The sequence below is a fragment of the Bifidobacterium sp. LH_743 genome, from assembly GCF_056355775.1.
This window is the reverse complement of record NZ_JBKESZ010000001.1, coordinates 336,843-362,804: the sequence shown is the minus strand read 5'-3', so window position 1 is coordinate 362,804 and position 25,962 is coordinate 336,843. Positions and strand designations below refer to the sequence as shown.

The window sequence follows — 25,962 nt, the reverse complement described above, 5'->3', positions numbered from 1 at the left end:
CGGCCACAACCGCCTCCCATCATAGCCGAGCCGCATTGCGACGGGGCCGGCAACATGCATGGGCCGACGTTGCCGACTTCTCAACCAATCGCGGTACGCTTGAGGCTATGACAATTGCAGTTTGCCCCGGGTCCTACGACCCAGTGACCGCCGGCCACCTGGACGTGATCGAACGTTGCGCGCGCTTTTTCGACGAAGTGCATGTGGTGGTGGCCGTGAACGCGGCGAAGACGCCGATGTTCTCCGAAGAAACCCGCGTCGATATCATCCGGAAAGCGCTTGAAAAGCGCGATTGCGACAATGTGAAGGTGGATTCGACCACAGGTCTGATTACCGATTACTGCACGAAGGTGGGCGCGACGGTCATCGTCAAGGGCCTTCGGCAGAACGGCGATTACGAGGCCGAGCTGGGCATGGCGCTGGTCAATCGCAAGCTCGCCGGCGTGGAGACGCTGTTTCTGCCCGCGGCCCCGGACTTGGAGCACATCTCCAGTTCCATCGTCAAGGACGTGGCACGGCACGGGGGTGACGTGACGGGCATGGTGCCCGATTGCGTGATTCCGTTGCTCACAGAGGCGCTTACAAACGAAAAGAAGGCATGATGACTGAAGAGATCAACGATTCCAGGCCGCTTGCGGACGGCGACGACGTCACGTCGCAGCAGCCGGTCGCCGCTGCCGCCGATTACTCCGCAGCAGCGCACGGCGGCGATGCCACTTCCGCAGCCACGACCGGCACGGCATCGGCCGATATGGCTTCAACCCGCGATTCCAATGATTCCAACGCTTCCGACAAGCCGGCGAAGCCGTCGATCTCCATGTCGGACCTGCCCGACCTGCGCACCACGTTCGATCCGAACGCACCGCTCGGCGACACCGACGACCGCAGCCGCGACGAATTCACCACCGTCTACGACATCATCGACAGCATGGAGAACGAGCTGGATGAGGCCAAGCCAATCCTGTTCTCGCCCAGCTCGGTGCGCGTGGATCGCGAATCGTTCATCGGCAAGCTCGACCAGCTCAAGAAGATGCTGCCGGTGCAGCTGGAACGCGCCTCCGCGTTGATGCGCGAATCGGAACGCCGGTTGGAAAGCGCGCAGACACAGGCGAACGCGATCGTGGCATCCGCGCAGTCGCGCGCGGCCGACGCCGTACGCGAAGCAAACGAGCAGGCGCAGTTCCTCGCCGGACAGGAGAACGTGACGGAAATCGCCCGGCAGAAGGCGCGCGCCATCCTCGACCAGGCGCAGTCGAAGGCCGACAAGCTCACGCAGAACGCCGACAAGTACTGCATCACCATGATGGAATCGCTGCAGCAGCAGATCGACAAGATCGGCAACGGCGTACAGGCCGGATTGAACGTGCTGTACGATCGCCAGCGCGAGGCCGGCACGCATCTGGAGCATCTCGACGCGGACGATTATCCGAAGGACTGAACGAAAAGCACCCAACCGTGCAACCAGGAAGGAATGAAAGACCGAACTATGGCACGTACTGAAGATTCCCCGTGGGCCGTTTCCGTGGCGCAAGTGGCCTCGCGACCCGGGCAAAGCAAGGAGATCGACTCCGTATTCCCCGCTCCGAGCGGCATCGGCGACGAGATCATCGGCGTGGACGAGGGCGCGGACGTGTCCGTGGTCGGCTCGTTCGATTCGATTGTCGACGGCCTGATCCTCAACGCTCGCGTCAGCGCCCCCGTGCATGCCGAATGCACGCGTTGCCTGAAGCCGATCCAACGCGATTGGACGGTAAACGTCACCTCCTTCTTCCCATACGAGGACAAGTCCGCGGCGAACAAGGGCGGCAAGGCCGGGAAGAACGGCAAGGATGAGGAAGTGGACATCATCGCCGGCGAAGACGAGGCGGAGGACACCTATCCGCTGCTCGACGGCGGCGCCTGGGCCGATCTCGAGGCGATGCTGCGCGACACGCTGGTCGAGGAGCTGCCGCTGCAGCCGCTGTGCAAGCCAGATTGCAAGGGTCTGTGCTCGCAGTGCGGCGAGGATCTCAACGAGCATCCCGACCACCATCACGACGTGACCGACATCCGTTTCGCCGCGCTGGAGGGGCTGAAAGCCAAGCTGGAAGACAAGGAATAGACGGAAATCGGCGGAAGACGGCGGGCCGGACGCGACCTCCCATCGTCCGAGCGGAGGTTTGTACGGAGCCCACGTTAAGATACTGAACGCTTAAGCTCAATCGTTCGAACGAAATAGAGGAAACACAATGGCACTGCCTAAGTACAAGACTTCGCGCGCGAATACCCATTCCCGCCGCGCAAACTGGAAGGCCAAGGCCGCCCAGACCGTTACCTGCCCGAACTGCGGCGCTCCGACGCTGCCGCACATGGCATGCCCGAGCTGCGGTTCCTTCCGCGGCCGCGTGTACCGTGAGGCCATCCGCTCCATCCACACCAAGTGAGTGGTTGCCGGATAACGGTATAGAAGCATGGAAACCCTGCCATCGACGGGTGGCAGGGTTTCTTTTATTATTGCAAGTGATATGCGATTGGAACGTACGATCGCATACGCGACCGACGCGCGTTGCTTGCGTAGCAATACCGCCAGATTCCGCTGGCGTCTTGCCATGTGCGCAACGGCCACGGTCGAGGACGATGCGGCAGGACAGCCCGCCGCATGATGCATGGCATAACGCGTGGCATAACGCATAAGTGGTAAGGATTCTCCATGGCCAAGAACAACAATCAGGACAGCAGTCAGGCCCAACCGACCGGGCAGAACAGCTCAGCCGGACAGACCAGCCAGGCCGATGCGAACAAAGGCCGCATCGGCACCTCCATCACCCTTGAAGGCGAGATGACCGCCAATGTGCTGCTCGAGGCGCTCGGCACCACGCTCGAACCGGAGCTGCTCGTCGAGGCGCTCACCCACCGCTCCTTCTCGCACGAGCATGAGGGCGCCAAGAACTACGAACGTCTCGAATTCCTCGGCGACGCGGTGCTCGAACTGGTCTCCACGGAAACGCTGTACAAGGTGCATCCCGACATGAACGAAGGCCAGCTGGCCAAAATGCGCGCGAAAGCCGTTTCCGAGGAATCGCTGAGCAAAATCGCCCGCGAAAAGCTGCATGTCGGACCGTACATCTTGCTTGGGCACGGCGAGGCGGAGCAGGGCGGAGCCGACAAAAGCTCGATTCTGTGCGACATCGTCGAATCGCTGATCGGCGCGACGTTCATCCAGCACGGCATCGACGAAGCACGCCGCGTGGTGCACCATCTCGTCGACGATACGCTGGCGGAGGTCGCCACCGAAGGCCCGGCGCTCGATTGGAAGACGTCGCTGACCGTCAAGGCGCACGACATGGGACTGCCGGAACCGCACTACCGCACTTCGGTGGCGGGACCGGAATACGCGCTGGAATTCACGGCGCGCGCCATGCTCGGCGACGAGGTCATCGGCACCGGCACCGGCAGCAGCAAACGCAAGGCGCAGCTGGCGGCCGCGGAAATGGGCTGGAAGGCGCTTGACAGTCGCAAGGGCGAAATGGGCGGCAAGCAGAACGGGAAGACGCATAAGTCGAACCACAGGTCACACCGCAAGTCCAACGGTGGCACGCAGGATGCAGCGCAGGGCAAGTAACCGCGTAAACGGTAACGCAAGCGGCGGCACGGCCGGCGTCACGAAACAGCATTACAAGGCAGCGTCGCAATCGCAAAAATATGGTCCATATCACAATGGCGCGTAACGCGCCAGAATATGGGCCTTTCCGGCGAACCAAGCTGTCAGCCGTTAGCATAGACTCATTATCAGAGAGGAATGCGGCTGCAATCCGCCACAAGCGGTTGCATAGCATTCCGTTTAAGGGGTAAAACGGCGCATGAACGACGCGACCGCGGCCCCTTACGAGGAAATTTTCCACGAACGAGCATGAGAGGGAACATGGTGTTACCTACGCCTCTGCAGGCATTCAGCGGCATGCCAAAGGCATCCGCTACCACTGAAAAGCAGACCATTGTCGACGGCGAAAAGATGACCGGCGCCGAAGCGCTGGTTCGTTCGCTGGAGGATCTGGGCGTCAAGGACGTCTTCGGCGTTCCGGGCGGTGCGATTCTGCCCGTCTACGATTCCATCAAGGACGATACGAAGTTCCGCTTCGTCCTGATGCGCCACGAGCAGGCCGCCGGACATGCGGCCGAGGGCTATGCGCTGACCACCGGACAGGTGGGCGTGTGCATCGTCACCTCCGGCCCGGGCGCCACGAACATGATTACCCCGATCGCCGACGCGAACATGGATTCCATTCCAATGGTCGTCATCACCGGCCAGGTCGGCGTGAACGCCATCGGCACGGATGCCTTCCAGGAGGCCGATATCGTCGGCGCCACCTATCCGGTAGTCAAGCATTCGTACCTCGTCACCCGCGCGCAGGATATTCCGCGCGTGCTGGCCGAGGCGCATTACATCGCACGTTCCGGCCGTCCGGGACCGGTGGTGGTGGACGTCACCAAGACCGCGCAGACCGGTGAGATGTATTATTCCTGGCCGCAGCGCATGATTCTGCCGGGATACAATCCGACCACCAAGGCGCACGGCCGTGTGCTGTCCGACGCGGCGAAGCTGTTCGAGCAGTCGTATCGTCCGGTGCTGTACGTCGGCGGCGGCGCGGTGCGTTCCGACGCGGGCGAGCTTGTCAAGGAGCTGGCCGATGTGACCGGCGCTCCGATCGTCACCACCCTGCCGGCGCGTGGCATTGTGCCGGATTCCGATCCGAAGGTGCTTGGCATGCTCGGCATGCATGGCACGATTGCGGCGACCGGCGCCGTGCAGCGTTGCGATCTGCTGGTCGCGATCGGCGCACGCTTCGACGACCGTGTCACCGGCAAGCTCGACGCGTTCGCGCCGGGCGCGCGCGTGATCCACATCGACATCGATCCGGCGGAAATCGGCAAGAACCGTCAGCCGGATGTGCCGATCGTCGGCGATGTGGCCACCGTGCTCAAGGACCTCATTCCGGAGATCAAGCGCGAGCAGGCCGTGCACGGCAAGCCCGACACCAGCCATTGGTGGGACGTCATCAACAAGTGGGTCGAGGAATATCCGATCACGTGGGACGAACCGACCGACGGCAGCCTTGCCCCGCAGTGGGTCGTCAAGCAGCTGTCTGACTTGGCCGATCCGGACACCATCTGGGTTTCCGGCGTGGGTCAGCATCAGATGTGGGCCACCCAGATCATCGAATTCAACAAGCCCCACTCCTGGCTGTCCTCCGGCGGCCTCGGCACGATGGGCTTCGGCCTGCCGGCAGCCATCGGCGCCCGCGTCGGCTCCGCCCGCGAATTCGACAACAAGAAGCCGGTGTGGCTCATCGACGGCGACGGCTCCTTCCAGATGACCTCCGAAGAGCTGGCGGCTGCGTTCCTCGACCACACTCCGGTGAAGATCGCGCTGCTCAACAACTCCGTGTACGGCATGGTCCGTCAGTGGCAGACCCTGTTCTACGATCACCACTATTCCGCGACGAACCTGCTGGACGGCGAGAACACGCCGGACATCGTGGATGTGCCGGACTTCGTGAAGCTTGCCGAGGCATACGGCTGCGTCGGCATGCGCGCGTTCACCAAGGACGAAGCCATCGAATGCATCAAGAAGGCCAACGAAATCAACGACCGTCCGGTGCTGATCGATTTCCGCGTGTGGAAGGATGCCATGGTGTGGCCGATGGTCGCAGCCGGCGATTCCAACGACAACGTCACGTACAAGCCGGGCGTGAAGCCTCTGCAGCGCGCTGGCGAGAACGACTGAACGAGTAGCGTAAGGAAGGAAATTTCGATCATGGCAAATTATCCTGCATCCCAGCCGGGTTCCAAGCGTCACACGCTGTCCGTGCTCGTCGAGAACCGTCCGGGCGTGCTGGCCCGCATCGCCGGCCTGTTCGCCCGCCGCGCGTTCAACATCAATTCGCTGTCCGTCTCCCCCACCGAGCGTCCGGACATCTCCCGTGTCACCGTCACCGCCGAAGTGGAGGAAGTGCCGCTCGAGCAGATCATCAAGCAGCTCAACAAGCTGCTGCACGTGCTGAAGATCGTGGACCTCGATCCGGAAACCACTGTGGAGCGCGAGCTGGTGCTCATCAAGGTGGCCGCCGACGAATCCAACCGTTCCGATGTGCTGGAGATCGTGCGTCTGTTCCGCGTGCGTGTGGTGGACGTGAACCCTGAGTCGCTGACCATCGAGGCCACCGGCGCCGAAGGCAAGATCGACGCGCTGCTCGGCCTGCTGGAGCATTACGGCATCATCGAGCTGGTCCGCTCTGGTGCGGTCGCCGTGACCCGCGGCCCGAAGGCGCTAAGCGAGAAGGTGCTCGGCTCCGAGATCACCGGTCGCTGAACGGTCTGAAGCCCCCGTATTCCACGAAACCGACGCTGAGCCAATCGCCAGCGTCGGTTTCGCATATTCCATACCGCCAAACCGACGCCTACGGGCCTCTCACCGTCGGTTTGACATGCTCTGTTCCGCCAAACCGACGGTGAGGGGCGGCTCAGCGTCGATTTGTTCGAATGGGGAAGATGCAGATGACGATTGATTCCATCCATGCGATTGCGACGCTATGCATCGGCATCGTACTTATTGCACTGCCTTGGCTGCTTCCACGTGATTCAGGGGAATACGTACAGTGCGCGCAATGCGGTTAGTCAGCTGCAAGCCTTGGATGGAATCACTTTCTTTGTTAAAATGTACGTACAATATCTAGTTTTTGTACGTACAAGTGAATGAGGATTCTGATGAGTGCATCGACGTTGACCATACGAATGGATGACAATCTCAAGCGTTCGGCCGCCGACGTGGCCGAATACTATGGCCTGGATCTCTCGTCGGTGGTGCGCGCAGTGTTCAAACAGATGGTGAACACCGGGCGCATCCCATTGACCTTCGCTCCCGAAGAGCCCAATGACGAAAGCCGGAACGCAGCCGCCGAAGCAGACAACTTCATAACGTCGGGCAAAGCGGGGCGTTTTGCCAACGGACATGACTTGATCGAGGCGGCGATGCGCTGATGGGCCGTCTGACCGCCGACTTCGCGAAGGCCTTCAGCCGTGATTTGAAAAAGAACGCCAAGCGGCGCAACTGGAACCTGGCCGAGCTTGAAAAAGTCATCGATCTAGTGGTGGAGAACACCCCGGAAACACTGGAGGAGCTGCGCCGCCGCCACAACATGCACACCCTGTCCGGCAATTGGCGTGGACGGTACGAATGCCATGTCGCCAACGCCGGGGACTGGCTGGTGATCTGGTCGTCGAACGACACGGTCGCGTTCTTCGAACGCACCGGCAGCCACGACGAATTATTCCGGTAAACCGACGCTGAGCGAGAAGGTGCTCGGCTCCGAGATCACCGGTCGCTGAACGGCCTGAGCAATCTGCCTGATTTACGGCAAGCGGTGTCCCACGACTCGTCTCGTGGGGCACCGCTTTTCATTTGCTTCGATATCTCACCGCAATATCGTATGCTCCCATTGCGCCGCCTTGGGGATGTCGCGAATGGAACGGGAGCACATCACCAGCACGGCGCTTGCCACGAGTATGGCGAGGAACACCAGCATCGTGCCGTGGAATCCGAGGACCGGAAGCAAGGTGCCGGCCACTGCGCTGCAGAACATCGAGAGCACCTGGGCCGGAACCGTCAATGTGACGGTAATGCGCCCTTGCATGTTCGTGGGCGACTTGGCGAAGATGAAACCGAGCAGCATCGCGTTAATCAGCGGGAACGGCAGACCGACGAACGAATTGGCAACCAGCATGACCCAGTAGTTGTCGGTCAAAGCCACTGGCAAGACGCACAGGCAGATGAACAGACAGACGAGGCACACGGTTGGACCGACCGGAACCTTATCACTGATTTTGCCGGCCAGTAACGATCCCACAAACATCATCAGCGATATGCCACCACTGATGAATCCGATGGAGGTCGCATTGGTCCCGCACGACATCAGATGCAGCTGAATGGCATATTGGATGCCATTGACGCCGAAATTAAGCAATGCCGCCACGACGAGCACGACCACCAGCGTTTTCCTGTGCAACGACCATGACCAGCCTTCCAGGAAATCGCGGAAGAAACCACCTTTCGCCGCATCGCCATCCGTTTCCCCGATACGCCTGTTATCCGAATCATGTTCGCGAATGCCGGTGGCGGCAACGCCGGCCACGGCGTACATACATGCTGACACCAGGAATGGCAGCCATGGTGCGACGCCGTACAGGAATCCTCCGATGGGGCTTCCCGCCATGGTGATGGTCGCGTCACGCCCTTCGTTGAGGCTTCGCGCCTTGGGATAATAGCGGATATCGATGATTGAGCGAAGCATCGCATCCGTGGCGCTCCCGAGAAATCCGTTGACGCCGGATGCAAGCACCGCAATCAGCAGCAACACGGGAAACGATAATGCGTTACACAGCAGTAGCACTGCTACCGCGCCCCAAGCCAAAACGCCGACGATGGCGTTTGCCACGATAAGTCGTTTGCGGTCATGCCTGTCGACGAAGGTTCCTCCGAATACGCTCGCAACCTGTTGCGCAATCATCGACGCCGTTCCAAGCCAACCGGCGGCGACGGTGGAGCCGGACACCGCATATCCGAGCAGGCTGATCGCCAATGTACGCAGTGCTGAACCGGCCGCCGATGCCGTATCCGCGGTGAACCAAGGAATGTACCCTGCGGATTGCCAAAGTGATTTCGTCGTTCCGCCCACGCTTTGTTCCACTTGTCCCACTTGTTCCTTATTCCACCCATGCTTCCGTATTGCTATGTATTTATGGGCTATGCGCCCATGGGCAAAAGTCCCTACCGACGTCTTACGAAAACCATCTGAAGGCCTGCAGAATCAGCGCAACGGGTTCGACGCCCGGTTCATCGTCTCCGTGCACGCCTGCCTTGATCTGCCAGCGACGCACGACCTCATTGAGCTCTTCAAGCATCGAGCTCATCTCCTCTGCGGTCAAGCGCAACACGTGATCATCGCTGGTGCATGCATCGGCCCATTCCCGTGGCAATTCCGGCAACTTGTCCAGAAAACGCTCATAGGCCATCTCGTAGGAGAGTGCCGTAGAACGTCGGAACATATCCATGGCCTTTGCATTGTCCGCACCGTTTTTCTCCCCGGAGCCCTCCAGACGAATGGCGCTTTGGCAAGCCTTCCACCAGCTTTTTCTTCGATCGCCATCGGGAGACTTCACCTTCTCCACAAGTCCGGCACCTGCAAGCTGCCCCAAGTGATAGCTGATGGCGCCAGAAGCCTCACCAAGCTGCTCGCTGATGTTTCCTACAGTCTGTTCGCCATTCACCCGCAATGTTCCAAGAATCCTCATACGAATCGGACTTGCCATGGCCCGAAGAGTATCGGCATTGGTTACAGTTACTGCGGCATCTTCAGGCAGCCGTGCTTCGTCTGGGATGGTATCGGTCATTGCAGGAGACTCCTTTCCGTCGCCCCCATTATATACAAATTATTTGTACAATATATTTTTTAAACTCAACCGCAATATATGCCGCCGTCAACACTATGATTTCCTTGCAGCAACAAAACGTCTATTCTGGAGCGAGAAGCAGACTAATGGGGGCATTATGCACACGCTTGCCAATGATCCGACCCTAGGGATCGTGGACAATGATCCGTTGGTCGCGAGCGCAATCCGAAGCTTATTGGTCGAAACATGCGCACCCATACAGATTCTATGGACCGCCGCTTCAGCCGAACAAGCACTTGACGCCATGCGGGACTCTTCGCAAAGACCGCAGGCCATGCTCACCGATATCGCAATGCCTGAAATGGACGGTGTGGAATTGGCACGTCATGTCAAGGAACAATATCCAGATATTGCCATCATCGGCATCAGCGCCTTTTTGGACAGCGAAAACGAAAAAGCACACGGAGCACCATGGTCCGATGCGTTCTATGCGATTATTCCAAAAGAAATTCCCACGATTCAACTGGTCCGAATCATCGGCAAAGCCATTGGAAATAGCGAAGTTGCGTCGTGGACGGGAAAGAGCACGGAATCCATGCGACTTTCCGGCAAGGAATTGCAGATCATTGCCAGCTATGCAAACGGATTCACTACTTCCGCCATCGCCCGGCAACTCAACGTCAGCGAAGCATCGGTGAAAACATATGCGCGACGAGCTTTCGAGAAACTTCATGCTCACAGTCGCGCCGAAGCTGTTGCGACGTGCGTGAGAAACGGCTGGATATAACGATGAAGCTGCCACAGCAAATAACGTCATTGGCGAAGACCGCACACAAGCCTTACCTGGCGGGATCCATTATCTGCATTTGCTTTTTCCTGCTCGAACTGACCGCTTGGACAAACATGTCCCTCTGGTCATGGCTATATTTGACGCCTTATTGCATTGCTCTGCTGCTATTAGCCTGGTTCCCTGTGCCGGCAAGTATGGCGATCCTTGCAACGCACATAGCGTGCGCGCTAATCCCGGCTATCTGCGATGGCCCTTCGACCTTATACGGCACATGGCTTGCATGCGGAATACTTGCGTTTGAAGTCAGACGATTTACATTTGCCATCGCAGGACCGATACTTTGCGCTCTGGCGCTTCCTTTAGGCTATTGGACAGGCGGCATCGACTACAATTCGAGCATCCCTGTGCTCGCATGCTCCTATATCGGAGCCTTTTTCGTCGGCTTTGCCATACGGTGGAAGATACAGACAGAGCAACGGAAGGCCGACCTGGCGATTGCGCAAGAACAAGTGCGACGACAACAGGAACGGCTCAGGGAGACTCACATACTGCATGATTCCATTGCAGGGTCTATGACCTATGCGATTCTGCTGTGTCGCAAGGAAGAATCCGTGAAAAGCAATGATGCTTTGGCGCAAATCGAACAGGTACTTACGCAGGCATTGCATGAGCTTCGCACTCAGATCATCAGTCCCATGGCCAACGATCTTGAGACAGGTAATGAGACAGATAAGAGGAATGATCTCGATCTTTTCCAGCAACGCATCGAGAGCCAATGCGATAGGCTCAGAACTCTAGGTTTTACCGGAATGCCGATAATCCGTGGGGATTTGAACGCAATAGACAAAGCGGAGCTGCCGCTGCTGCAAACAGCCTGCACCGAAATACTCAACAACATCGCAAAACATGGAAAACCAGGCCCTTTTGCCTTTATTCTCTCGGTGGAAGCAGGATCGGCGGAATCAGGCGAGGCTCACATCTTCGCATCGAATCCGTACAGCGCCGCGATGGATAGCGAATCGAAAAAGCACTACGGAATCACCCTCATACAAAAATTCGTACAGCAGCATAACGGAACAATGACCATAAATTCAGAAAATGAAGAATGGTCATTGTCCCTGACGATTCCGCTAACCCATCAAGCAAATTAAGCCAGCCGCCAACGTTATTCCTGACGATTCTCCTTTACTTCATATACGGAGACAACGAGATCCGTGTTGTCGATATTGATGATGGACAATGATGTCGCGCCAGGGAAGCTCTCCGCCGGAAGAGAGACCGTCTCTATTCCATTGGGCGTACAGGCTTCCCTCGTGGTCAGAGTGTGCGGCTGCCCATCTTTGTAGAGGACGAGTGAGTAAGGAGCCTGTTCCTTCTGCTTGCACATGGAAACGACATAGTACATATTGTTTTCGTCGACCTTTTTGGAAAACGGAACAGTGCCATCGCCGTGCACGGATTTCGCGCCCAACTTGTTTATCAGAACCAATTTGTCCGAGTCATTGAGATCGTCGACGGCGACACGGTCCAGAGCGTCCACAGTAAACGCTTTATACGCTTGCTCAGCAGCATCATCGTTTTTACTGCTGCTCTGAACAGCGTTACCATCAGAGGTTTCATGTGCGGGATTCGCACATCCGACGCATGAACACAACAATAAAACGGACAACAAACAGCCGAGACTTCTTCGCGTCATTTGATTCATGAGACACCTCCATTGGTTTCTCCGGCAGAAGTAGCTGAGAACTTCTATGCAGACAAGAATATGACACTGATACCTCGTGCGCCACGCATCCCTGTCGCACGAATGGCCAACATTCACCGGGAGCACTGGAACTGGACGCGGGTTTTGCGGAAGGGTCGCCGCTCCCGTTCCAGCTCTTCACCACCTTGGCCTGATCACCCTCGGCCAGCCGCGACGCATCATTCCGCAAAGCCGACGCTGAGCGAGCTGTCACCGTCGGTTTTGCATATTCCATACCGCCAAACCGACGGTGAGGAGCGGCTCAGCGTCGGTTTGTTCGAATGGGGGGGCTACTCGAGCTGTTCGGAAAGTTCCATCCACTCCGTTTCGAGGGATTCGGACTCGTCCGTGACGGCCTGCAACTGCTCGTTAAGCTTGTTCAGGCCTTCGTAATCGCTCGGATCATGCGCGGCCATCTGCGCTTCCAGATCGGACTTCTGCTCCTCCAGCTTGCCCAGCTTGCGTTCGATCGCGGAAACGCGCTTCGATGCCTCATGGAACGCCTTGCCGGTGAGCTTCGGCGTGGATTCGGCCGAACCGGTGTCGGCGGCATCCGAATCGGCACCGCTGGAGGAAACGGCGGAGCCAGCCGAACTAGTCGAACCAGCCGCAACGGAATCTCCCGTATCGCCGCCCTTCCGCCCCTTGCCGTTCCTGCCGGTCTTCTCGTCCGCGAACGGGTCCTTGCCGTTCTTGATGGCCTCGGTCATATCGAGATAATCCTGCACGCCGCCGGGCAGATGGCGGATCTTGCCGCCGATCAGCGCGAACTGCTGGTCGGTGACGCGTTCGAGCAGGTAGCGGTCGTGGGAGACGACGATCAGCGTGCCCGGCCAGGTGTCGAGCAGGTCCTCCATCACGGCGAGCATGTCGGTGTCAAGGTCGTTGCCGGGCTCGTCCATGATGAGCACGTTCGGCTCGTCGAGCAGGATGAGCAGCAGTTGCATACGGCGCTTCTGGCCACCCGAAAGATCCTTGATCGGCGTCATGAGCTGCGCGGATTCGAAGCCGAGGCGTTCCATCATCTGCCCCGGCGTGGTCTCCTTGCCGTCCACGATGTAGCTCGGCTTGTAGCGGCTGAGCACTTCCTTGATCTTGTACTTGCCCAGCTTCTCCAGCTCGTCGAGACGTTGCGAGAGCACCGCGAACTTCACGGTCTTGCCGATGTTCACATGGCCTGCGGTCGGGGTGATCGTGCCGTCGAGGATCTTCAGCAGGGTCGATTTGCCGGCGCCGTTCGCGCCGACGATGCCGAAACGGTCGCCGGGACCAATCAGCCACGTCACGTCGTCGAGGATCTTGCGGCCGGTGACGGTGACTTTCCGCGCCGCGGACGTGACCTCCGGCGTGGATGCATCAGCATCATCGCCCGACTCCTGCGCCTGCTCCCCGGCCTGCCGCGCGGCCTGTGCGGCGGCCTGCCGGGCCTCGGGCACGCCGGCGTCCACCAATCGCGGGTCGGTCAGATCGTCGACGGCCACTTCGACGGAACCGTGGGCCTGCGGTTCGGCATACATGGCCGGCACCACGTCCACGCGCGAGGCCGAAGCCTCCATTTCCGCCACATCGGGGTCGATGTCGGCCTCACCCTGCGCATGTTCGAAGATCTGCGTCACATCGATCAGATCGACCACCTGCTTGCCCAGTCGGGAGGTGGCCATCTGCTTCAGCTCCAAGGTGTTACGCACCGGCGGCACGTCGGCGATGAGCTCCCGCGCAGCCTTGACATGGAACTTCTGCTTGGTGGAACGCGCCCGGGCGCCGCGGGTAAGCCATGCGAGCTCCTTGCGGGCCAGGTTGCGGCGCTTGGTCTCGCGCACATCGGCTTGGCGGTCGCGTTCCACACGCTGCAGCATGTACGCGGAATAACCACCTTCGAACGGGTCGATCACACCGTCATGGACCTCCCACATCGATTCGCACACCTCGTCGAGGAACCAACGGTCGTGGGTGACGAGCAACAGCGCGCCCTGACCGGACGGCCAACGGTTCTTCAGGTGTTCGGCAAGCCAGTGGATGGTCACCACGTCCAAGTGGTTGGTGGGCTCGTCGAGCGCGAGGATGTCCCAATCCTTGAGCAGCAGGCGTGCCAAGTCGGCGCGGCGGCGCTGGCCGCCGGACAGCGAGCCGATCTTCGCGTCCAGGCTGATGCCGCCGAGCAGCGCCTCCACGATCTCACGCGATTTGGTTTCGGCGGCCCACTCGTAGTCCTCGCGCCCCTCGAGCGCGGCCTCACGCACGGTGGCGTTGTCGTCGAGCGGATCACGCTGGTCGAGCATGCCGAAGGTCAGGCCACCCCGCATGGTCACGCGGCCGGAATCCGGTTCCTGCGTGCCGCGGAAGAGGTGCAGCAGCGTGGATTTGCCATCGCCGTTCCTGCCGACGATGCCGATGCGGTCGCCCTCGAAGACGCCCTGCGTCACATCGGTGAAGATGTTCTTGGTCGCGAAGGCGAGCGAAACGTGTTCAAGTCCCAAATCATAAGTCGGCATAAAGCACCAATGTAGCGCGGCGGCGGAACACCGACGCCGCGCCGGTTCTTCACGACCTGAATCGCGTCTATTCGGCGAAGGGGCGGGGAATCTCACTCCCGGCCACGTACCGGTGGCTGATGTTCGCCGGCGTGCCCGTGTAGATGAACTGCTCCACCCGTTCCGCAACGCTCAGCTCCCACGGCGAGGTCATCGGCTCTACCACCAGCGCGTCGAACGCGTATCCGGGTTCGAACGACCCTGCGGGTGCCTGCCCCGTGGCCGCGGCCAGGAACCTGCCCGGCTCCTTGGTGACCATATGGAACGCTTCCGGCAGACGCAATGCCGTCTCGTCGGCGTATTGAGTCTGCCGCAACTTCGACACCGCGACCGCGGCGGCGATATGACGATTCATGTCGGGCACGTGCCCGGCGTCCACGTCGCTGGCGATGGTGACGTGCAGCCCCTGCTCCAGGTAGCGCCGCGCCGGCATGATGCCGCTGGTCAGATTGGCGTTGGACTGCGGGCAGTGCGCCACGGTCACGTCGTGGCGGCGCAACGTGTCGATTTCCTCGTCGTCCAGGTAGATGCAGTGCGCCATGATCGTTTTGCTGTCCCGCAGCAGCCCGTACTGTTCATACACGTCCGTGTACGACGCGCATTCAGGGTGCAGTTCGCGCACCCATGCGACCTCGCCGCGATTCTCCGACAGATGCGATTGCACCGGCAGATCGTATCGTTGCGCGATGTCGGCGAGTCCGCGCATGAGTTCGGGCGTGGTGGATGGCACGAAACGCGGCGTGACGATGTAGCCGATGTCGGGTGTCTCGCTGCGCATCGTTTCGATGACGGCAACGGTGTTGTCCAGAGATTCCTCAGTGCTTTCGCTCAGTTCCTCGGAACCGTTGCGGTCCATGTTGACCTTGCCAATGACCGGTCGGAGTCCCGATTCCTGCGCGAGCCGGGCGAGCGTCAACGTGGCTTCGCGGTGCAGGGTCGCGAACGCGCTGAAACGCAGGGTTCCCACCTCCCACATGCGTTGGATGAAGCGCTGGTACCAGATCCGCGCATAGTCGGGGCTGGCGAATCGCGCTTCGGCGGGGAACGTGTAGGTTTCCAGCCATGGAAGCAGTTCCTTGTCGAGGCCAAGCCCTGCGGTCGGGTATTGCGGGGCGTGGATGTGCAGGTCGTTGAACCCCGGAATCACCAGCGCATCGCCGAAGTCGGTTCTGGGCGCGTTCCGCCAATGGGCCGGCACGTCGGCCATGGACTCGTAACATCCTGAAACGATGCCATTCTCCACCGCGACGACACCGCGTCTGATGCCCACCAGGCGTTGCGGCGAGGGGGTGAAGGCGATGTCGCCGACATACAACATTCGATTATCCGGGCGCCGCCCGGTCTGTGCGTTCATACGCATATGTTTCTCCTCCCGCGCACGCCGCCCACGCAGGTGCCCGCGCATATTGCGTGGCACCGCGCGAACGTGCCGCTTATTCCGTCTGTTCCATGTTGCGGTTTGTCTCCGCACACCCCGTCACAGATATACCCCACCAAAAACCGCACTGGCCAGCATTCGCATTATGCCGCCCTGCATAAACCCGGTGAAGATCATGACAGCAGATCGGCGTACTCAGTCTTCCACCGGTCCAGCTCAGTGCGCATAGACGCCTTGTCCTCCTCCGGCGCGAAGCACGCTTCAATCGAGTTGCCTGCGATGGTGGCGAGCGCCGTCATCGACAGGCCGGCTTCGGCGAGGGCCATGTAGTTGCGTGCGATGTATCCGCCGAAATACGCGGGATCGTCGGAATTGACGGTGACGCGTACTCCGGCGTCCAACAGCTGGCGGATCGGCACTTTGGCCACGTCGTCGACCACTTGCAGTCGCAGGTTCGACAGCGGGCACACGGTGAGCCCGATACCCTCCGCAGCCACGCGTTCCACCAACGCGGGGTCATCGACGATGCGCACGCCATGGTCGATGCGTTCGACGTGCAGCACGTCCAGCGCCTGCCGGATGTATTCCGACGGGCCTTCCTCGCCGGCATGGGCGACGAGATGCAGGCCCATGCCCGCCGCGCGCTCGTATACCTGTTCGAACAGTTCGGGCGGATAGCCGACTTCCGCGGAGTCTAAGCCGATCGCCAGCAGTTCGTTGGCGCGGGGCGCTGCGGCGTCGAGCAAAGCCTGTGCCGATTCGACCGGCAGGTCGCGCACGACGCTGAGAATCAGCGCGGCGTCGATGCCGTATGCGTCGCGGCTTCGCGCGATGCCGTCCTGCAGGCCATCAAGCACAAGGTTGTAGTCGAGTCCGTTGTTCATATGCACCTGCGGGTCGAAGAAGATCTCCGTGCGGCGCACTCCGTCCTTGTGCGCGTGCGTGAGGTAGGCGAACATCAGGTCGGCGAAATCCTCGCGAGTGCGCAGCACGCCCATGAGCTGGTAGTACAGGTCGAGGAAGGATTGCAGATTGGCGAAATGGTAGCGGGAACGCAGGTCGTCAAGTCCGTTGAACGGCAGCGTGACGCCGTTGCGCTCCGCCAATCGCAGGGCGAGTTCCGGTTCCAGCGTGCCTTCGATGTGCAGGTGGAGTTCGGTTTTGGGTAGTTCCTGAAGGGCTTGCGATATACGGGTGCTGATGGCCATGGTGTTCCTCCTTGTACACGGACGGCGGCAAGACCGTTACGGCCTGATGCCGCCGATTATATGGCTTTTTTGAAAATCCCGGGAATATCAACGATTACCGCAGCGTGGCGGCATGGGTGTTGCAACGGGCGGCGAATCCCGAAAACACTTGGTCGGCGAGGGGCTGCAGACGTGGGTTGCATTCGGCGAAATCCTCGCGCAGCTTGGATTTGGACCCGCCAGCGGCCTTCAGGCCCTTGACCATACTGGGTTCGTCCAGCCATTCCTCCAGCAGGGTGGGGGTGACTTCAAGATGGAACTGCAGTCCGAGCGCCGAGCCGAAGCGGAACGCTTGGTTTTTGGTGGCGGCGGATCGTGCGAGCGGCTGCGCGCCTTCGGGCAGCGAGACCACGTCGTTATGCCAGTGCAGCACGTTGATGGTTTTGTCCCACATGGAGAAGTAGTCGTGCTTGTCGATGCGTTTGATGGGGGCGAATCCGATTTCGGGCGCCTTGCCGGATTTGAGTTTCGCTCCAAGGGCCGTGGCGATGATCTGATGCCCCAAGCACACGCCCAGCACCGGTTTGTTCACTGCGATGGCGGCGCGCGCCAGCTTGGCTTCGGCCTTCAGACCCGGGTATTCGTCGAAATCCAGCGCGCCCATAGGCCCGCCCATGATCACCACGCCGGCGACCTCGTTGAAATTCGGCAGTTCCGGCTTCTTCGTCTTGGCTACATTCACCACCTGGTATGGCAGCTGCATGTCGTCCAGACTGTCGAGGATGCGCCCCGGCTTCTCCCACGGAACATGTTGCAAAATCAACACTTTCGGCTTAGTCATAATCCCTATTGTGGCACGACCCACGTAAACTGCATACGTTTGCCGCACAGCCGCGGGGCGCACGCCCGCCTTGTCTGGTTTCATGCCTACTCTAGGAGCCATGGCAAACACTCAGGAACCGCAGGATTTCAACGCTTCCGTCATGCCGAGCACGCTTGTCTCGGCGCAAGTGGCCAAGGCCGCTGCAGGACTGAAGCTGTACGATACGGCCTCGCACGCCGTCAGCACGTTCACCCCGATCAAACCAGGCGAAGTGGGCATGTACGTCTGCGGCGCGACGGTGCAGTCGTCGCCGCACATCGGCCATATCCGCGCCGCCGTGGCGTTCGACATCGTGCGCCGCTGGTTCCTCAAGCTCGGCTATCAGGTCACTTTCGTACGCAACGTGACCGATATCGACGACAAGATTCTTGACAAGGCCGCCGCCGCAGGCCAGCAGTGGTGGGCCCGCGCGTACTACTACGAACGCGAGTTCAGCCAGGCCTACGCCGATCTGGGCGTGCTGCCGCCCACCGTCGAGCCGCGTGCCACCGGCCATATGAGCGACATGATCGACATGATTCAACGCATCATCGATAACGGCCACGCCTACGTAGTGCGCGATGAGAACGGTGAACCGACCGGCAACGTGTACTTCGATGTGGCCTCCTGGCCGCATTACGGCGAGCTGACGCACCAGAAGCAGACCGCCGTCGAGGACGAGGCTTCCAAGGTGACCGACGCGATGGGCCCGTCCGTCGACAACGCGGGCGATGACAAGTACAATCCCGTCGATCCGGCCGACGCCTCCCCCGACAAGCATGATCCGCGCGATTTCGCGCTGTGGAAGGCGCCGAAGGATTCCGATCCGCTCGACGCGCGTTGGAACACCCCGTTCGGCACCGGCCGTCCGGGCTGGCATATCGAATGCTCCGCGATGAGCCACCGTTATCTGAAGGATGGTTTCGACATCCACGGCGGCGGGCTTGATTTGCGATTCCCCCACCATGAGAACGAGATGGCCCAGACCCGTGCCGCCGGCTATGATTCGGCCGCGCGTTGGATGCATTCGGCTTGGGTGACCGCCAAGGGTGAGAAGATGTCGAAGTCGCTGGGCAACGGCCTGTCTGTGCCGGCCGTGCTGGCGAACAATTCCGCCTGGGTGGTGCGCTATGCACTGGGCGGTGTGCAGTACCGCTCGATGCTGGAATGGTCCGATCAGACGCTCGCCGAGGCGCAGTCCGCCTATGAGCGCGTCTCGAACTTCATCGAACGCGCGGGCATCGCCATCGGCGAACAGCCCAGCCGTGCCGAGGTCGTTTCCGTTTCCGCCGATGCGCTGCCGACCGACTTCGTCGCCGCGATGAACGACGACATCAACGTGTCCGGTGCGACCGCCGCGATTTTCACCGCCATCCGTTCCGGCAACACGCTGCTGTCGAAACTGGCCGACCGCGCCGATTCCGACGCCGCCAAGGCCGAGGTGCGTGAGGTGCTGCTCAACGTTCGCGCGATGCTCGACACGTTGGGTCTGGACCCGCTGGCGGAACCGTGGGCGAACGGCGGCGAGGCCGGCGGCGAGGCCGGAGAGGGAGAATCCGCAGAGCATGATGCGCTCGACGCGCTGATCTCCGAACAGCTTACGGCACGTGCCGAGGCCCGCAAGGCCAAGGACTTCGCCAAGGCCGACACGATTCGCGACGCGCTGAACGCGGCCGGCATCGCCATCGAGGACGGCCCCCAGGGCTCCACTTGGTCGCTGAAGTGATGTAACTGCGCGCTTTGCGCCGAAGACACACCGAAATGGTGGTCTTTGCGGACGGAATCCACCCTGATTTCATCCGTAAAGACCACCATTTCGTCGTTTTCACCTGAAAGCACCGCACAACTTCATCCGAGGAAGCACCGCACGGCGTCAACAATTGGACCGCGCCCCGAACGTGCCATGCCCCGATATTTCCCACACGACGGCTAGACTGAGGAACATTATGGCAGCATTTAGTTCTTTGACAGATAGGCTCTCGAATGCCTTCAAGCATCTGAAGAGCAAGGGCAAGCTTTCCGAGGCTGATATCGACGGCACCATCCGCGAGATCCGCCGCGCGCTGCTCGACGCCGATGTGGCGCTCGACGTGGTGCGTTCCTTCACCGGCCGTATCCGTGAGCGCGCGCTCGGCACCGAGGTTTCCGAAGCGCTCAATCCGGCCCAGCAAGTGGTGAAAATCGTCAACGAGGAGCTCACCGCAGTGCTCGGCGCGGGTGTAGACCGCCCGCTGAACTTCGCGAAGAATCCGCCGACGATCATCATGCTCGCGGGTCTTCAGGGTGCCGGCAAGACCACGTTGGCTGGCAAGCTGGGCTACTGGCTGAAAGATTCCGGCCACACCCCGCTGTTGGTCGCGGCCGATCTGCAGCGTCCGAACGCGGTGACGCAGCTTCAGGTGGTCGGCGAGCGCGCGGGCGTGCCGGTGTACGCGCCGGAGAAGGGCGTGCAGTCCGATGGCGGCGAAGCGGTCGTCTCCCCCGGCCAGACCACCGGTGATCCGGTGAAGGTGGCCCGTGATGCCGTCGAGCTTGCCAAGCAGAAGCTGTATGACACGGTCATCATCGATACCGCAGGCCGTCTTGGCGTGGACGAGGAGCTGATGAAGCAGGCCCGCGACATCCGCGACGCCGTGCAGCCGAACGAGATCCTGTTCGTCATCGACGCGATGATCGGCCAGGATGCCGTGCAGACCGCCAAGGCTTTCGATGAGGGTGTTGATTTCACCGGCGTTGTGCTGTCCAAGCTGGATGGCGACGCCCGTGGCGGCGCCGCGCTGTCCGTGGCGTCCGTGACCGGTAAGCCGATCCTGTTCGCCTCCACCGGCGAGGGTCTGAAGGATTTCGAGGTCTTCCATCCGGATCGTATGGCCTCCCGCATCCTCGACATGGGCGACATCCTCACCCTTATCGAGCAGGCGCAGAAGCAGTTCGACGAGGAGGAGGCCCGCAAGGCCGCCGTCAAGATCTCCGACGGCTCCTTCGGACTTGACGATTTCCTCGACCAGCTTCAGCAGGTGCGCAAGCTTGGCCCGATGAAGAACCTGCTCGGCATGATTCCGGGCATGGCGGCCCACCGCAAGGAACTTGAGCAGTTCGATGAGAAGGAGATCGACCGCACGGAGGCCATCATCCGTTCGATGACTCCGGCCGAGCGTCGCGATCCGAGCATCATCGACGGTTCCCGCCGCGCGCGTATCGCCTACGGTTCCGGCGTCACCGTCTCGCAGGTCAACGGGCTGCTGCAGCGTTTCGAGCAGGCCGCGAAGATGATGCGTCGCATGAGCAACAAGGCCGGCGCCGGCATCCCCGGTTTCGGCGGTCCGGCCATGGGCGGCGGCAAGGGCAAAGGCAAAGGCAAGAAGAACAAGAAGAAGAGCGGCAAGTCCGGCAATCCGATGAAGCGCGAGGCTGAGGAGAAGGCATTGCGCGAGAAGCTCGCCGGCAAGAATTCCGGTGGCTCTTCCAGCGGTTCCGCGTTTGCCAAGAAGCCGCAGAATCCGGCGCTGCCCGCCGGTTTGCAGGATATGATGGGCGATTCCGGCGAGCTGCCGCCGAACTTCGGTGGCGGACTGTCGGGTCTGCTGCACTAAGCCGCGCATACAAGCACATACAAAACGAAGCTGCCGATGTCGGAAATCAACTTCCGGCATCGGCAGCTTCGTTTTATTTGTACGGCGTTTTGGCGCCGTACCAACGTCATTTCAACGTCAACGTCATTTCAACGTCAACGTGGCGGCCAGCGCGAGATGGTCGGTGCCGTTGACCGTGAAGGAGCGCACGTCGGACGCGTCCAGTCCCGCGGTGAACAGCACATGGTCGAGGATGAGACGCGGCCACGGAATCCACGACGGGAACGTGGCACGGCGGCCCTTCGCCTCATCGAGCGCGGCGTCCTTGAATCCGGCGGCCAGCAGTCCACGGAAGCTCGGATGGTCGGTGCCGGAGTTGAGGTCACCCAGGATCACGGTGATATCGCCCTTCTTCTGCGACGTGGCCAACTCGCCCAGACCGAGGATGCCGGCCGACCAATCGCGGCAGCCGCGCATCGGCGACTTCGGATGCGCGGAAACGAACGTGATGCCACGCATCGAATCGATCGGGAAGCATACGCCCGGTACGTCGGCGGCGGGGATTTCCACGGTGACCGGCGAGGTGTCGCTCGGCTCCACACGAATCCAGACGCCGTTGAATCCGCCATTGTCCGTCTCTTTGTTCTCACCCAGCTGGCGGTACGGCAGCAGGTCGGACAGGCCGGCCTCGTCCAGAGCCGCGACCAGATCGTCCGTCAATTCCTGCAGTGCGAGCACGGCGATGTCGCGTTCCTTGACGGCGCTGACGATCGCGGCCGCGTTGGCACGCCCGTACCGGCAGTTGAGCGTCATCACGCGGAAACGGCCGTGTTTCGCGGCTTCCGCGGCGGTAGACACGCGTGTTTCACGGGATGTTCCACGCTTTTCGGCAAGTTTGTCGGCCACCATCTGCGCCGTGTTGATGGACGTGAGATTGTTGCTCCAGTACGCGATTTTGCGCAGCAGGGATGCGATGCACGCGATGGCCGCGACGACGGCAAGCGCAGTGTCGTGTGTTGCGATACCGGCAATGGCGATCGCCAGCGTGGGAATCCACAGCAGAGGCGTCAACGCGATCAGATACGGCAACGGCAGATGACCGTCCCAGCCGACCGGCATTTCGCTCAATGCGATCCACACAACGCATACCAGCAACACGATCCACAGCGCAATAGCCATGCAAACCCCCTTGGCGTGGCCGTGAGCAGCCACGCGGAAACATCGCCAACAACCGCCCTAGCATAGTGGCTTCATCCGATGCCGGCACATCGAGCGCCCAAACCCGCCCAAACACCTCACGAATGCCCAACGTCTCCAGAAACCTTGGAACCGCGCCAAGCGCGACCACAGCTACGACGCGTCCATACCCCACGGTTATAATTAGCCAGTTATTCGCGCGCGCGAGGCCCTCTACCAATCGCGTGACGCGAGGAACACGTGGGTTTCGGATTCCGTGCCCCACACAGAACACGAAACACACACCCCTAGTTACAAGGAGAGCCATTTTGGCAACCAAGATTCGTCTGAAGCGCATGGGTAAGAAGTTCTACGCGTTCTACCGCGTGGTGATCATGGATTCCCGTACCAAGCGCGATGGCCGCGCCATCGAGGAGATCGGTACCTACAACCCGAACACCCAGCCTTCGACCATCAACATCAACTCTGAGCGCGCTCAGTACTGGCTCGGCGTTGGCGCTCAGCCGACCGAGCAGGTGCTGAACCTGCTGAAGATCACCGGCGACTGGCAGAAGTTCAAGGGTCTCGACGGTGCCGAAGGCACCCTGAAGACCGTTGAGGCTGGCCCGGATGCCGCCGCTCGCGTCGAGGCCGTTGAGGCTCAGGCCCAGAAGCTGAAGGCCGCCAAGTCCGAAGCTGACGCCAAGGCCAAGGCTGAGGCCGAAGCCGCCGCCACCGAGGAAGCTCCGGCTGAAGAGCCGGCTGCGGAAGCCGAGTGACCATGCTCGCCCAGGCTGTGGAACATCTGATTAAGAACATCGTCGATTTTCCCGATGATGTCTCGGTGAAGTCCCATGAGAATCCGCGCGGCGAGCTTATTCGCGTGCGTGTGAATCCCGAGGACATCGGCCGCGTCATCGGACGCAGCGGACGCACGGCAAATGCGATTCGCACCGTGGTGCAGGCACTGTCCGACCACAAGGTGCGCGTCGACATCATGGACGTGCGCAGGTGAGATCCTAGCGTGGTGCGTGATATGCATTCCGACGACCCTCAACAGCTTGAGCTGCTGAGGGTCTGTCGTATCGGGCGTGCGCAGGGGCTCAAGGGCGAGGTCACCGTGCAGATCTTTACGGACGAACCGGAATACCGGTTCGCTCCCGGTGCTGTGTTGTATACGAAGGACGGCGAGGAAGAGTACGTGGTGGAAAGCTCCCGTACCTTCAAGAACCGTTGGATCATCAAATTCGAGGGCATCGACGACCGCGATGCGTCCGAGGCCGCCAATGGCGTGGTGCTGTATGGCGAGGCGGACGATCCGGAGGAGATGCTTGAGGCGGACGAGTGGTACCCGAAGGACCTGATCGGTCTTGAGGCACGCCTTGCCGAAGGCAATACGCTGGGACTCGAGCCCGGCACCGTGGTCGGCAAGGTGGTGGATGTGATCGAAGTGGCCCAGTGGCTGCTCAAGATCCGTCTGGCCAATCCCGTCAAGGACGCCGATGGCGTGGTGGTCGAGAACAGCGCGCTCGTGCCGTTCGTGGACGAGCTTGTGCCGGATATCGACCTCGAGGGCGGATATCTGACTCTCGATCCGCCGGGCGGGCTCATTCCGGGGCTCTGACCCCGCTGATTCCCAAAGGCGCTGGCTTCATGCCGGCGCCTTTTCGCATATACGGACGCATCAGCTCCGCTTGACAGGCGTCTTGGCAGGCATGCCGGTATTGTGGAACATTATGAAGATCGATATCGTGTCCGTGTTCCCGGAATATTTCGAAGTGCTGAATCTGAGTCTGCTTGGCAAGGCGCAGGAGAAAGGCCTCGTCGAAGTCACCGCGCACAATCTGCGTGACTGGACGCACGATGTGCACCATTCCGTCGACGATACCCCTGTCGGCGGCGGGGCGGGCATGGTGATGAAGCCCGAGGTGTGGGGCGAATGCCTTGACGAGCTGCTGCATCTCGAACCGGCCACGATCGCATCTGATGTCGATGACGACGATGACGTGACCTCGTCTTCCGAAGCCCCGGCTCCTACGGAATCCGCGGATGGCGTGGCGGGCGAAGCCGACGGTCCGGAAACCACCGCTCCCGGTCCGGTGCTGATCTTCCCGAATCCATCCGCTCCCCTGTTCAGACAGCAGGACGCGACGGAGCTGAGCCACGCCGACCATCTGTTGTTCGGCTGCGGCCGGTACGAGGGCTACGACGCGCGCATTCCGCGGTATTACCGCGCGCAGGGCGTCGACGTGCGCGAATATTCGATCGGCGATTATGTGCTTAACGGCGGCGAAGTGGCCGTTTCCGTCATGCTGGAGGCCATCACCCGCCTGCTGCCGGGATTCATGGGCAACGCCGCGTCGATCGTGGAGGAATCCTACACGGGCGAGAACGCGCTCCTGGAGCACCGCCAGTATACGAAGCCGGCCGATTGGCGCGGCATCAAGGTTCCGGACGTGCTGCTGTCCGGCAACCACGCGAAAGTGGACCGTTTCCGCCGCGACGAGGCGCTGGCCAAGACCGATGAGCTGCGTCCGGACCTCATCGAGGCCCTCGACTGCGCGAAGCTCGACAAGGCGGACCGCAAGACGCTTATGGCCTTGGGATGGGAAGTCTCCGGAGCACACCCCCGTCAGCGCTGATTTCCTTTCTGGGTGCCAGGCAACGGCGGGAATGGGGGTCAGATGCCTTCCCCGGCGGAGGCATCGGCCGCGCCGGAGGAAACGGGCTCGATGTAGTAGACGGCGGTTTCGCCGTAATCGCGGCGATCGGAGATGGTCCAGCCTTCCGGGGCGGTCGGTTCGGCGGAACGCGTGGAACGTTCCAGCATGATCACCGTGCCGTCGCCGGTCAGTTCGCGGGCCGCCAGATCGGCCAGCAGCCGGTTGCACGCCTCGGTTTCGAACGCGTACGGCGGATCGATGAAGATCACGTCGAACGGGGCCACGGCGGAGGCGGAGGCCGCGTATTTCTCCGCGCGGGCCTTGATCACACGGGCGCCCATGCCCGGCTCCCACGCACGGTTGCGCTTCAACGCCGTCAGTGTCTGCGCGATCAGCGCCGCGGCGGGAGCGGCCGATTCCACCGCCACAAGTTCGCGCGCTCCACGGCTCAAGGCCTCGACGCCCAACGCGCCGGTCCCGGCGAACAGGTCGAGCACGCGTGCGTCGTCCAGCACTCCCCACGAATCGAGGTGCGAGAAGATCGCCTCCTTGGTGCGGTCGGTGGTGGGTCTGGTGCCCGGCTTCGGCGCGGTCAACGCCATACCTTTGAATCGTCCTGAAATCACGCGCATA

26 protein-coding genes are annotated in these 25,962 nt (G+C 61.0%); 17 read left to right on the top strand and 9 right to left on the bottom strand.

Annotation, left to right across the window (positions count from 1 at the left end):
* The first annotated feature begins 107 nt into the window (after positions 1 to 107).
* The 9 genes from coaD (at position 108) to AC1ATL_RS01415 (ending at position 7,316) form a co-directional block, all read left to right on the top strand.
* Positions 108 to 602: a pantetheine-phosphate adenylyltransferase gene (gene coaD, locus AC1ATL_RS01455; RefSeq protein ID WP_432622977.1), complete on the top strand. Its 495-nt coding sequence runs from the start codon at positions 108 to 110 to the stop codon at positions 600 to 602.
* A complete protein-coding gene (locus tag AC1ATL_RS01450) occupies positions 599 to 1,438 on the top strand; it encodes an ATP synthase subunit B family protein (protein ID WP_476567920.1) in 840 nt (279 codons plus the stop codon). The genes coaD and AC1ATL_RS01450 overlap by 4 nt, the downstream gene beginning before the upstream one ends.
* 48 nt (positions 1,439 to 1,486) lie before the next feature.
* Positions 1,487 to 2,101 carry a YceD family protein gene (locus tag AC1ATL_RS01445; RefSeq protein WP_476567918.1) on the top strand — a complete coding sequence of 205 codons (615 nt, stop codon included), beginning with the start codon at positions 1,487 to 1,489 and terminating at the stop codon, positions 2,099 to 2,101.
* Positions 2,102 to 2,228: 127 nt separating this feature from the next.
* A complete protein-coding gene (rpmF, locus tag AC1ATL_RS01440) occupies positions 2,229 to 2,423 on the top strand; it encodes a 50S ribosomal protein L32 (RefSeq protein WP_026646978.1) in 195 nt (64 codons plus the stop codon).
* 395 nt (positions 2,424 to 2,818) lie between these two features.
* On the top strand, positions 2,819 to 3,601 hold the full coding sequence (gene rnc, locus AC1ATL_RS01435) for a ribonuclease III (RefSeq protein WP_217063235.1): 783 nt from the start codon (positions 2,819 to 2,821) through the stop codon (positions 3,599 to 3,601).
* A gap of 300 nt (positions 3,602 to 3,901) precedes the next feature.
* The gene (locus AC1ATL_RS01430) at positions 3,902 to 5,764 is read left to right on the top strand and encodes an acetolactate synthase large subunit (protein ID WP_476567916.1); all 1,863 of its coding nucleotides are present in this window, start codon (positions 3,902 to 3,904) and stop codon (positions 5,762 to 5,764) included.
* A 30-nt stretch (positions 5,765 to 5,794) separates the two neighbouring features.
* Positions 5,795 to 6,349: an acetolactate synthase small subunit gene (gene ilvN, locus AC1ATL_RS01425; protein WP_033499342.1), complete on the top strand. Its 555-nt coding sequence runs from the start codon at positions 5,795 to 5,797 to the stop codon at positions 6,347 to 6,349.
* 383 nt (positions 6,350 to 6,732) lie between these two features.
* Positions 6,733 to 7,017: a type II toxin-antitoxin system RelB/DinJ family antitoxin gene (locus AC1ATL_RS01420; RefSeq protein WP_476567913.1), complete on the top strand. Its 285-nt coding sequence runs from the start codon at positions 6,733 to 6,735 to the stop codon at positions 7,015 to 7,017.
* Complete coding sequence (locus tag AC1ATL_RS01415; RefSeq protein WP_476567911.1) at positions 7,017 to 7,316, top strand: type II toxin-antitoxin system RelE/ParE family toxin; 300 nt, start codon at positions 7,017 to 7,019, stop codon at positions 7,314 to 7,316. The genes AC1ATL_RS01420 and AC1ATL_RS01415 overlap by 1 nt, the downstream gene beginning before the upstream one ends.
* A 135-nt stretch (positions 7,317 to 7,451) precedes the next feature.
* On the opposite strand, the gene AC1ATL_RS01410 is transcribed toward AC1ATL_RS01415, so the two are convergent.
* Positions 7,452 to 8,732, bottom strand: a complete 1,281-nt coding sequence (locus tag AC1ATL_RS01410; protein ID WP_476567909.1) for an MFS transporter — start codon at positions 8,730 to 8,732, stop codon at positions 7,452 to 7,454.
* Positions 8,733 to 8,814: 82 nt separating this feature from the next.
* Complete coding sequence (locus AC1ATL_RS01405; protein WP_476567907.1) at positions 8,815 to 9,426, bottom strand: ArsR/SmtB family transcription factor; 612 nt, start codon at positions 9,424 to 9,426, stop codon at positions 8,815 to 8,817.
* Positions 9,427 to 9,583: 157 nt separating this feature from the next.
* On the opposite strand from AC1ATL_RS01405, the gene AC1ATL_RS01400 reads away from it, so the two are divergent.
* Positions 9,584 to 10,213: a response regulator transcription factor gene (locus tag AC1ATL_RS01400; protein WP_476567905.1), complete on the top strand. Its 630-nt coding sequence runs from the start codon at positions 9,584 to 9,586 to the stop codon at positions 10,211 to 10,213.
* A 2-nt stretch (positions 10,214 to 10,215) separates the two neighbouring features.
* Positions 10,216 to 11,367 (top strand): sensor histidine kinase, encoded by a 1,152-nt coding sequence (locus AC1ATL_RS01395; RefSeq protein ID WP_476567903.1) that lies wholly within the window; start codon positions 10,216 to 10,218, stop codon positions 11,365 to 11,367.
* A 14-nt stretch (positions 11,368 to 11,381) separates the two neighbouring features.
* Here AC1ATL_RS01395 and AC1ATL_RS01390 read toward each other — a convergent pair whose 3' ends face one another.
* The 5 genes from AC1ATL_RS01390 to AC1ATL_RS01370 form a co-directional block, all read right to left on the bottom strand.
* Positions 11,382 to 11,921: a hypothetical protein gene (locus AC1ATL_RS01390; protein WP_432622959.1), complete on the bottom strand. Its 540-nt coding sequence runs from the start codon at positions 11,919 to 11,921 to the stop codon at positions 11,382 to 11,384.
* Between the two features lie 329 nt (positions 11,922 to 12,250).
* Positions 12,251 to 14,452, bottom strand: coding sequence for an ABC-F family ATP-binding cassette domain-containing protein (locus AC1ATL_RS01385; protein WP_476567901.1), 2,202 nt, complete (start codon positions 14,450 to 14,452; stop codon positions 12,251 to 12,253).
* Between the two features lie 67 nt (positions 14,453 to 14,519).
* Complete coding sequence (locus AC1ATL_RS01380; protein ID WP_476567899.1) at positions 14,520 to 15,851, bottom strand: amidohydrolase family protein; 1,332 nt, start codon at positions 15,849 to 15,851, stop codon at positions 14,520 to 14,522.
* Positions 15,852 to 16,042: 191 nt separating this feature from the next.
* Complete coding sequence (locus AC1ATL_RS01375; protein WP_476567897.1) at positions 16,043 to 17,077, bottom strand: adenosine deaminase; 1,035 nt, start codon at positions 17,075 to 17,077, stop codon at positions 16,043 to 16,045.
* Positions 17,078 to 17,171: 94 nt separating this feature from the next.
* Positions 17,172 to 17,897, bottom strand: a complete 726-nt coding sequence (locus AC1ATL_RS01370; RefSeq protein ID WP_476567895.1) for a type 1 glutamine amidotransferase — start codon at positions 17,895 to 17,897, stop codon at positions 17,172 to 17,174.
* Positions 17,898 to 17,997: 100 nt separating this feature from the next.
* On the opposite strand from AC1ATL_RS01370, the gene cysS reads away from it, so the two are divergent.
* Entirely contained in the window at positions 17,998 to 19,644 is a 1,647-nt protein-coding gene (gene cysS / locus AC1ATL_RS01365) for a cysteine--tRNA ligase (RefSeq protein ID WP_476567893.1), read from the top strand.
* A 220-nt stretch (positions 19,645 to 19,864) separates the two neighbouring features.
* Complete coding sequence (gene ffh, locus AC1ATL_RS01360; protein ID WP_476567891.1) at positions 19,865 to 21,511, top strand: signal recognition particle protein; 1,647 nt, start codon at positions 19,865 to 19,867, stop codon at positions 21,509 to 21,511.
* A 123-nt stretch (positions 21,512 to 21,634) separates the two neighbouring features.
* Here the strand turns inward: ffh and AC1ATL_RS01355 are convergent, their stop codons facing one another.
* On the bottom strand, positions 21,635 to 22,669 hold the full coding sequence (locus tag AC1ATL_RS01355; protein WP_476567889.1) for an endonuclease/exonuclease/phosphatase family protein: 1,035 nt from the start codon (positions 22,667 to 22,669) through the stop codon (positions 21,635 to 21,637).
* Positions 22,670 to 22,995: 326 nt separating this feature from the next.
* On the opposite strand from AC1ATL_RS01355, the gene rpsP reads away from it, so the two are divergent.
* The 4 genes from rpsP (at position 22,996) to trmD (ending at position 25,308) form a co-directional block, all read left to right on the top strand.
* Positions 22,996 to 23,445: a 30S ribosomal protein S16 gene (rpsP, locus tag AC1ATL_RS01350; RefSeq protein ID WP_011742735.1), complete on the top strand. Its 450-nt coding sequence runs from the start codon at positions 22,996 to 22,998 to the stop codon at positions 23,443 to 23,445.
* A gap of 2 nt (positions 23,446 to 23,447) precedes the next feature.
* Positions 23,448 to 23,681 carry an RNA-binding protein gene (locus AC1ATL_RS01345; RefSeq protein ID WP_011742734.1) on the top strand — a complete coding sequence of 78 codons (234 nt, stop codon included), beginning with the start codon at positions 23,448 to 23,450 and terminating at the stop codon, positions 23,679 to 23,681.
* 21 nt (positions 23,682 to 23,702) lie between these two features.
* A complete protein-coding gene (rimM, locus tag AC1ATL_RS01340) occupies positions 23,703 to 24,290 on the top strand; it encodes a ribosome maturation factor RimM (protein ID WP_026646989.1) in 588 nt (195 codons plus the stop codon).
* A gap of 112 nt (positions 24,291 to 24,402) precedes the next feature.
* Positions 24,403 to 25,308, top strand: a complete 906-nt coding sequence (trmD, locus tag AC1ATL_RS01335; protein WP_476567886.1) for a tRNA (guanosine(37)-N1)-methyltransferase TrmD — start codon at positions 24,403 to 24,405, stop codon at positions 25,306 to 25,308.
* Positions 25,309 to 25,346: 38 nt separating this feature from the next.
* Here the strand turns inward: trmD and rsmD are convergent, their stop codons facing one another.
* Positions 25,347 to 25,961 carry a 16S rRNA (guanine(966)-N(2))-methyltransferase RsmD gene (gene rsmD / locus AC1ATL_RS01330; protein ID WP_476567884.1) on the bottom strand — a complete coding sequence of 205 codons (615 nt, stop codon included), beginning with the start codon at positions 25,959 to 25,961 and terminating at the stop codon, positions 25,347 to 25,349.
* Position 25,962: the final 1 nt, after the last annotated feature.

Bases quoted from the DNA above. Each gene is read 5' to 3' on its own strand.
- AC1ATL_RS01445 (WP_476567918.1), top strand. From the start codon at position 1,487: ATGGCACGTACTGAAGATTCCCCGTGGGCCGTTTCCGTGGCGCAAGTG.
- trmD (WP_476567886.1), top strand. From the start codon at position 24,403: ATGAAGATCGATATCGTGTCCGTGTTCCCGGAATATTTCGAAGTGCTG.
- AC1ATL_RS01390 (WP_432622959.1), bottom strand. From the start codon at position 11,921: ATGAATCAAATGACGCGAAGAAGTCTCGGCTGTTTGTTGTCCGTTTTA.
- AC1ATL_RS01370 (WP_476567895.1), bottom strand. From the start codon at position 17,897: ATGACTAAGCCGAAAGTGTTGATTTTGCAACATGTTCCGTGGGAGAAG.
- AC1ATL_RS01375 (WP_476567897.1), bottom strand. From the start codon at position 17,077: ATGGCCATCAGCACCCGTATATCGCAAGCCCTTCAGGAACTACCCAAA.
- rpmF (WP_026646978.1), top strand. From the start codon at position 2,229: ATGGCACTGCCTAAGTACAAGACTTCGCGCGCGAATACCCATTCCCGC.
- AC1ATL_RS01420 (WP_476567913.1), top strand. From the start codon at position 6,733: ATGAGGATTCTGATGAGTGCATCGACGTTGACCATACGAATGGATGAC.
- rnc (WP_217063235.1), top strand. From the start codon at position 2,819: ATGACCGCCAATGTGCTGCTCGAGGCGCTCGGCACCACGCTCGAACCG.
- rimM (WP_026646989.1), top strand. From the start codon at position 23,703: ATGCATTCCGACGACCCTCAACAGCTTGAGCTGCTGAGGGTCTGTCGT.
- AC1ATL_RS01395 (WP_476567903.1), top strand. From the start codon at position 10,216: ATGAAGCTGCCACAGCAAATAACGTCATTGGCGAAGACCGCACACAAG.
- coaD (WP_432622977.1), top strand. From the start codon at position 108: ATGACAATTGCAGTTTGCCCCGGGTCCTACGACCCAGTGACCGCCGGC.
- rsmD (WP_476567884.1), bottom strand. From the start codon at position 25,961: ATGCGCGTGATTTCAGGACGATTCAAAGGTATGGCGTTGACCGCGCCG.
- cysS (WP_476567893.1), top strand. From the start codon at position 17,998: ATGGCAAACACTCAGGAACCGCAGGATTTCAACGCTTCCGTCATGCCG.
- AC1ATL_RS01380 (WP_476567899.1), bottom strand. From the start codon at position 15,851: ATGCGTATGAACGCACAGACCGGGCGGCGCCCGGATAATCGAATGTTG.
- AC1ATL_RS01345 (WP_011742734.1), top strand. From the start codon at position 23,448: ATGCTCGCCCAGGCTGTGGAACATCTGATTAAGAACATCGTCGATTTT.
- ffh (WP_476567891.1), top strand. From the start codon at position 19,865: ATGGCAGCATTTAGTTCTTTGACAGATAGGCTCTCGAATGCCTTCAAG.
- AC1ATL_RS01430 (WP_476567916.1), top strand. From the start codon at position 3,902: ATGGTGTTACCTACGCCTCTGCAGGCATTCAGCGGCATGCCAAAGGCA.
- AC1ATL_RS01400 (WP_476567905.1), top strand. From the start codon at position 9,584: ATGCACACGCTTGCCAATGATCCGACCCTAGGGATCGTGGACAATGAT.
- AC1ATL_RS01450 (WP_476567920.1), top strand. From the start codon at position 599: ATGATGACTGAAGAGATCAACGATTCCAGGCCGCTTGCGGACGGCGAC.
- AC1ATL_RS01355 (WP_476567889.1), bottom strand. From the start codon at position 22,669: ATGGCTATTGCGCTGTGGATCGTGTTGCTGGTATGCGTTGTGTGGATC.
- ilvN (WP_033499342.1), top strand. From the start codon at position 5,795: ATGGCAAATTATCCTGCATCCCAGCCGGGTTCCAAGCGTCACACGCTG.
- AC1ATL_RS01405 (WP_476567907.1), bottom strand. From the start codon at position 9,426: ATGACCGATACCATCCCAGACGAAGCACGGCTGCCTGAAGATGCCGCA.
- AC1ATL_RS01415 (WP_476567911.1), top strand. From the start codon at position 7,017: ATGGGCCGTCTGACCGCCGACTTCGCGAAGGCCTTCAGCCGTGATTTG.
- AC1ATL_RS01385 (WP_476567901.1), bottom strand. From the start codon at position 14,452: ATGCCGACTTATGATTTGGGACTTGAACACGTTTCGCTCGCCTTCGCG.